The sequence below is a fragment of the Sphingopyxis sp. genome, assembly GCF_025869345.1.
Classification (GTDB): Bacteria; Pseudomonadota; Alphaproteobacteria; order Sphingomonadales; family Sphingomonadaceae; genus Sphingopyxis.
In genome coordinates this window covers 1-5770 of record NZ_JAOZVW010000115.1, presented here as the reverse complement: position 1 = coordinate 5770, position 5770 = coordinate 1, and the positions used below count along the sequence as shown (strand labels likewise).

Below are 5770 nucleotides of genomic sequence, written 5' to 3'. Positions count from 1 at the left end.
GTTCTTCCCCTTCGCCCGGCTTGCCGTTAGGGCCAGCCCGCTATGACCGATCAACTCACCCTGACCTCCGCCGCCGATTTTCCGGCGATCACATTGGACGATGTGCGCGCGGCGGCGGGGCGAATTGACGGGGCGGTCGTGCGGACGCCGACGCTGAAGTCGCAGACATTGTCCGAGATGGTCGGCGCCGAAGTGTGGCTGAAGTTCGAGAATCTGCAATTCACCGCGGCGTACAAGGAACGCGGCGCGCTCAACGCGCTGCTGCTGCTCGATGACGAAGCCCGGGCGCGCGGCGTGATCGCGGCGTCGGCGGGCAATCATGCGCAGGGGCTTGCCTATCACGGCAAGCGGCTCGGCGTGCCGGTCACGATCGTGATGCCGAGCACGACGCCGCAGGTGAAGGTGTCGCAGACCGCGAGCCACGGCGCGACGATCGTGCTGTATGGCGAGAAGTTCGACGACGCCTATGCCCATGCCCGCGAGCTCGAAAAGGAGCGCGGCCTGACTTTCGTCCATCCGTTTGACCATCCGCATGTCGCGGCGGGGCAGGGGACGGTGGCGCTCGAAATGCTTGAGGACGTGCCCGAACTCGACACGCTGATCGTGCCGATCGGCGGCGGCGGGCTGCTGTCGGGCATGGGCACCGCGGCGCGCGGGATCAAGAACGACATGCGCCTCGTCGGGGTGCAGGCCGAGCTTTATCCGTCGATGTATGCTGAACTCAACGGCGTCGACATGGCGTGCGAGGGCGACACGCTGGCCGAGGGCATCGCGGTCAAGGAACCGGGTTCTTACACCCGCAAGCTGGTCGCCGAGCTTAACGACGACATCGTGCTCGTCGCTGAACGTCATCTGGAGCGCGCGGTGAGCCTGCTGCTCCAGATCGAGAAAACGGTGGTCGAGGGCGCGGGCGCGGCGGGGCTCGCGGCGATGCTCGCGCACCCCGAGGAATTTGCGGGGCGCAAGGTCGGACTCGTGCTCACCGGCGGCAATATCGACACGCGGCTGCTCGCCAATGTGCTGCTGCGCGACCTCGCGCGTTCGGGGCGCATCGCGCGGCTGCGCATCCGGCTGCAGGACCGGCCCGGGGCGCTGTTCAAGGTGATGAAGCTGTTCGACGAGAAGCAGGTCAACATCATCGAAATCTATCACCAGCGCATCTTCACCACGCTGCCCGCCAAGGGGCTGATCACCGACATCGAATGCGAGGCGCGCGACCGCGAGCATCTCGACAGCCTCGTCGCCTCGCTGCGCGACGCGGGCTATATGGTGACGACCGTCGAGCTGGCATGAGGGAATATACGCACGAATTCGTCGCGACGCCTGAGAGCATCGACGAGCTCGGCCACGTCAACAATGCCGTCTGGGTCCAGTGGATTCAGCAGGTCGCGACCGGTCATTGGGACGCAGCGGCGCCGCAATCGCATAAAGACGCCTATATCTGGGTCGTGGTGCGGCACGAGATCGACTATCTGCGCGCGCTCGGCCCCGGCGAGACGGTGACCGCGCGGACCTGGGTGGCCGACAAGCCGCAGGGCGCGAAGTTCGATCGCTTCATGGAATTCACCGGCGAGGGCGGCAAGGTGCACGTCCGCGCGCGCACGGTGTGGGCGCTGCTCGACAAAGCGAGCGGGCGGCCGCTGCGCGTCACCGATGAAGTGGTGGCGCCGTTTCTGGGGTAGCTATTCCTCGGTGCGGATCAGGATCATCTCGCCGATCAGCGCGAAGAGGATGAACGGGCCCCACGCGGCGAGGAAGGGCGAATAGGCGCCGAGGTCGCCCATCGCGAGCGCGAAATTGTCGGCGACGAAATAGGCGAAGCCGAGCGCCATGCCGAGGATCGCGCGCACGAACAGCTTGCCCGAGCGCGCAAGGCCGAACGCCGCGACCGCGCCGAGCAGCGGCATCAATATCGCCGACAACGGCCCCGAAATCTTGTGCCACAGCACGCCCTTCAGCGAGTCGACCGGCCGCCCCGCGGCTTCCAGATCGGCGATGGCGGAGGCGAGCTGCGGGAAGGGGAGTTCGTCGCCGTCGACCTGCGCCAGCGTGAACTGGTCGGGGCTCACCCCCTTCATCGCGGTGACGGTGCCGAGCGGTTCGAGCGTGCCCGAGCGGCGGAGGAAACGCCGGGCATTGGTCAGTTCCCAGCCCCCCGCGACGGGGTGCGCGCTGTCCGCCTTGAGCATCGACGACAGCACGCCCTGCGTCCGTTCGTATATGGTGACGTTCCGCAGAACGATCGCCGGCCCGCCGGTTTCGACCGTCGCGGCGTTGATCAGGTCGCTACCCTCGCGGACCCAGATGTTGGTGCGGATTCCGCTGTCCTTCGGCACCTTGGCATATTCGACCTTCTGCCACGCGCTGAGCGTCGCGGTCGCGCGGGTGACGATGCGTTCGTTGAAGGCGAAGCTGATCCCCGCGACGAGCAGCGCGGCGAGGAACAGCGGCGCGAGCACCTGATGCGCCGACATCCCCGCCGCCTTCATCGCGATCACCTCGCTGTTCTGATTGAGCGTCATCAGCGTCAGGATTGTCCCGAGCAGGACCGAAAAGGGCAGGAATGTCTCGATGATCTGCGGCATCCGCATCCCGACATAGCGCCAGACGTCGCTGTCGCTGTTGCCCGCGACGGCCAGGATCTTGCCGCTTTCGCCGAGCAGGTCGAGCGTCTGCAGCACCAGCACCAGCGCGAACAATATCGCGAAGGACCGGATCAGGAACATCCGCCCGACATAGATCGCCATCGTGCGCGACGGGAAAAAGTGAAGCTGGTGCATCTGGTCCTAGGCCGTCTGTTGCTTGCGCTGGAAGATGCGGATCAGGCCGCGGATGCGCGCGCCGGCCTTGGCCGCGACGCGTTCGAGCGCGCCGATCGGCTGGCCGCCGGGGACGTGCGCGAGCGTGTAATACATCCAGATCGCCAGCCCCGCGAACAGCAGGAAGGGAACCCACAGTGCGAGCAGCGGGTCGATGACGCCGCGCGCGCCGAGGTCTTCGGCATATTGGTTGATCTTGTGCTGGGTCACCAGCATCACGATCGACAGGAATACGCCGAGCGCCGAGGTCGACCGCTTGGGCGGGATGGCGAGCGAAATCGCGATCAGCGGGACGAGGAACATCGACATGACCTCGACGATGCGGAAATGGAAATTCGCCCGCGATTCGAGCCGTGTCTTCAGCGGTTCGGTCTTGTCCTTGCCGACGACGAACAGCTCGGGGATCGTCAGCTCGCGGTCGGCGCCGCCGCGCAGGCGGAACGCCTCGATCTTGGGCAGCGGGATCGGCAGGTCGTGATTGTCGAAGGTCAGGACGCGCGGCACCGCGAATTTGGGCGATTCGTGGATCAGCACCCCCTGCGACAGGCGCAGGATGATCGTGTTCGGATCGTCAGTCGCCAGGAACTGGCCGCGCGAGGCGGTCGCGGACACCGTCTGCCCGTCCTTGTTCTCGCCGCGCACGAAAATGCCGCGCAGCGACTTGCCGTCGTTGTAGCTTTCCTCGATCCTCAGCGTCATCCGCTGGCCGAGCTTGGTGAATTCGCCGACCTTGATCGACGCCCCGAGCGCGCCCGAGCGCAGATCGAACTGCAAGCCTTCATAGGCATAGCGCGCATAGGGCTGGATAAACCCGACGATCGCGAGGTTGAGCAAAGCGAGCGCGAAAGCAAAGGCATAGGGGACGCGCAGCAGCCGCCCGAAGCTCATGCCGACGCCGCGCAGCACGTCGAGCTCGCTCGACGTCGCGAGGCGGCGGAAGGCGAGGAGGATGCCGAGCATCAGCCCGATCGGAATGCCGAGCGAGAGATATTCGGGGATCAGATTGGCGAGCATCCGCCACACGACGCTGACCGGACCGCCCTCGGTCGCGACGAAATCGAACAGGCGGAGCATCTTCTCGAGCACCAGCAGCATCGCCGAGAGGACGAGGGTGCCGAGCATGGGGAAGAAGATGAGCCGCGCGATATAGCGATCGATGGCGGGTAGCTTGTTCAAGTTTCGGTCGCCCCATCACCATGATTTGGCCGCAAATGTTTCCGATATGCCGATTCAAGGGCGACAGGGGCCCATACCAGCCTGGCTGGCATGGCTATAACCACTGGGAGCTATTGCGTCATGTCGAAATTTGTATCGACGTCCCTCTGTCTGGCTTTGCTGTTCGCCGCGGGAGCGGCGGAAGCGTCGGGACAGGTCATGTCGAACGACCTGTCGAAGTGCCGGAGCGGACCGTCCACGCTGGTCCAGATCAACGGGCTGAAAGGCGGCACGGGCAAAGTGCGCGTGCAAAGCTATCGCGCGACCGCAGCCGACTGGCTTGCCAAGGGCCGCTGGATCAACCGGATCGAAGTGCCCGTGCGCGCCGGGTCGATGACCGTGTGCGTGCCGCTGCCCGAAGCGGGCAGCTATGGCATCGCGGTGCGCCACGACGTCAACGGCAACGGCAAGACCGACCTGACCTCGGACGGCGGCGGCATGTCGAACAATCCGAGCATCAACATCTTCAACCTCGGCAAGCCGAGCTACAAGAAGACCGCCTTTGCGGTCGGCAATGCGCCGCGGACGATCACCATCACCATGAAATATATGTAGGGACGAATGGCGAGCGTCGCGCTTCTTTCCAATCCACGCTCGACGGGCAACCGGGCCCTGTTGCCGCGGGTGCGCGAATATTGCGCGGCGCACCCCGACATTTTTCATTATGAGGTCGAGGATGTCGACCAGATCGGCGAGGCGATCCGCACCATCGCGATGGTGTCCCCGCGCATCGTCGCGATCAACGGCGGCGACGGCACCGTCCAGGCGGCGCTGACCGAGCTCTATTCGGGCGGCCATTTCGGCGGCTCGCCGCCGCCGGTCGCGGTGCTGCCCAACGGCAAGACCAATTTGATCGCGCTCGACCTGGGCGCCGAGGGCGACCCGATCAAGGCGCTCCAGCGCGTCGTCGAGCTGGTCCACGACGGCCGGCTGGAGGATCATGTCGTCGAGCGCCAGCTCATCGCGCTCGACCGCGACGAGGGGCGGCCGGTGCTCGGCATGTTCCTCGGCGGCGCCTATCTCGCCGACGTCATGCTCTATTGCCGCCATCGCATCTATCCGCTCGGGCTGCCGAACGGCGTGTCGCACGTCCTCGCCGCGATCCTCGGCCTGTTCGCGATGATCCTGGGGATCGGCGGCGGGCGCCTGCCGCCCAAGCCCGAACCGATGACGGTGTCGCTCGTCCGCCAGGGCGAGTTCCAGGGCAAATTCTCGCTGCTGATCGTCACGACGCTCGAAAAATTGCTGCTCAGCATCCGCACCGGCGACGGTCCCGGGCCGAACGGCCATATGAAGCTGCTGGCGACCGAAAGCAGCGTCGGGGCGCTGTTCCGCATGCTCGGCGCGACGTGGCGCGGGACGCTGGGACAAAAGCCGCTCGACGGCGTCCATTTCCAGCAGGGCGACGAAATCCGCATCGAGGGCGAACGCTCGAATGTCATCCTCGATGGCGAGATTTTCGAGGCGACGGGCGGCAAGCCGATCATCCTGACCTCGACCCAGCCGGTGCCCTTCCTGCGCCTTGCCGCCTGAGCCGGGCGTTTCATTATGCGCGATTCCACCCCCTTATCCGATTCCCCGAGCGAAGCCGAGGGGGCAGGCCGAGCGCAGTCGAGGCCCGCGGGCGAGTGGCGCTTCGCTCCAAACAACCCCCCGGCTGCCCGCGGGGGGACGGGCAGGCGGGGGCACTTTGTCCGCCCAGCAAAGGAGGACCCCCACGATACCCGCCGCGCCCC

The 5770-nt window shown here is 65.9% G+C and carries 6 protein-coding genes; 4 read left to right on the top strand and 2 right to left on the bottom strand.

All coding sequences use genetic code 11. From position 1 onward, the window contains the following. Positions 1-42 precede the first annotated feature (42 nt). On the top strand, positions 43-1293 hold the full coding sequence (locus OJI97_RS11850) for a threonine ammonia-lyase (protein ID WP_297663729.1): 1251 nt from the start codon (positions 43-45) through the stop codon (positions 1291-1293). Further along, complete coding sequence (locus OJI97_RS11845; RefSeq protein ID WP_297663727.1) at positions 1290-1682, top strand: thioesterase family protein; 393 nt, start codon at positions 1290-1292, stop codon at positions 1680-1682. Before OJI97_RS11850 ends, OJI97_RS11845 begins: the two co-directional genes overlap by 4 nt. Here the strand turns inward: OJI97_RS11845 and lptG are convergent, their stop codons facing one another. Together lptG and lptF are read right to left on the bottom strand one after the other, a co-directional pair. Further along, complete coding sequence (gene lptG, locus OJI97_RS11840) at positions 1683-2780, bottom strand: LPS export ABC transporter permease LptG (RefSeq protein ID WP_297663726.1); 1098 nt, start codon at positions 2778-2780, stop codon at positions 1683-1685. It abuts the gene before it with no gap. A gap of 6 nt (positions 2781-2786) precedes the next feature. After that, entirely contained in the window at positions 2787-3995 is a 1209-nt protein-coding gene (gene lptF / locus OJI97_RS11835; RefSeq protein ID WP_297663724.1) for an LPS export ABC transporter permease LptF, read from the bottom strand. Between the two features lie 120 nt (positions 3996-4115). On the opposite strand from lptF, the gene OJI97_RS11830 reads away from it, so the two are divergent. Together OJI97_RS11830 and OJI97_RS11825 are read left to right on the top strand one after the other, a co-directional pair. Beyond that, positions 4116-4589: a DUF2141 domain-containing protein gene (locus OJI97_RS11830; protein ID WP_297663723.1), complete on the top strand. Its 474-nt coding sequence runs from the start codon at positions 4116-4118 to the stop codon at positions 4587-4589. A gap of 6 nt (positions 4590-4595) precedes the next feature. Then, positions 4596-5567 (top strand): diacylglycerol kinase family protein, encoded by a 972-nt coding sequence (locus tag OJI97_RS11825; RefSeq protein ID WP_297663722.1) that lies wholly within the window; start codon positions 4596-4598, stop codon positions 5565-5567. Positions 5568-5770 lie beyond the last annotated feature (203 nt).